This window comes from Corynebacterium sp. UMB10321 (genome assembly GCF_030228725.1).
Lineage (GTDB): Bacteria > Actinomycetota > Actinomycetes > Mycobacteriales > Mycobacteriaceae > Corynebacterium > Corynebacterium pseudogenitalium.
In genome coordinates this window covers 1-237 of record NZ_JASOZC010000072.1, presented here as the reverse complement: position 1 = coordinate 237, position 237 = coordinate 1, and the positions used below count along the sequence as shown (strand labels likewise).

Genomic DNA, 237 nt, shown 5'->3' with positions numbered 1-237 from the left:
AATCTCGACATCAACCCAACCCATTATCTTGATATCAATCATGCGGATATTGTTGCGCGTATCGATTTAACCGAGTGGGAAACCAATCCAGAGTCGACCCGCTATCTCACTTTCCTGAAAGGGCGAGTAGGGCGCAAAGTGGCGGATTTCTTTATGGATTTCCTCGGTGCCAGCGAAGGGTTAAACGCGAAAGCGCAAAACCGTGGGCTGTTGCAAGCGGTCGATGATTTCACTGCC

1 protein-coding gene is annotated in these 237 nt (G+C 49.8%); it reads left to right on the top strand.

Going from position 1 to position 237, the window contains the following annotated elements:
- Nucleotides 1–237 (top strand): nucleoid-associated protein (locus tag QP752_RS11340; protein WP_284805555.1); only part of this gene is annotated, 237 nt, incomplete at both ends.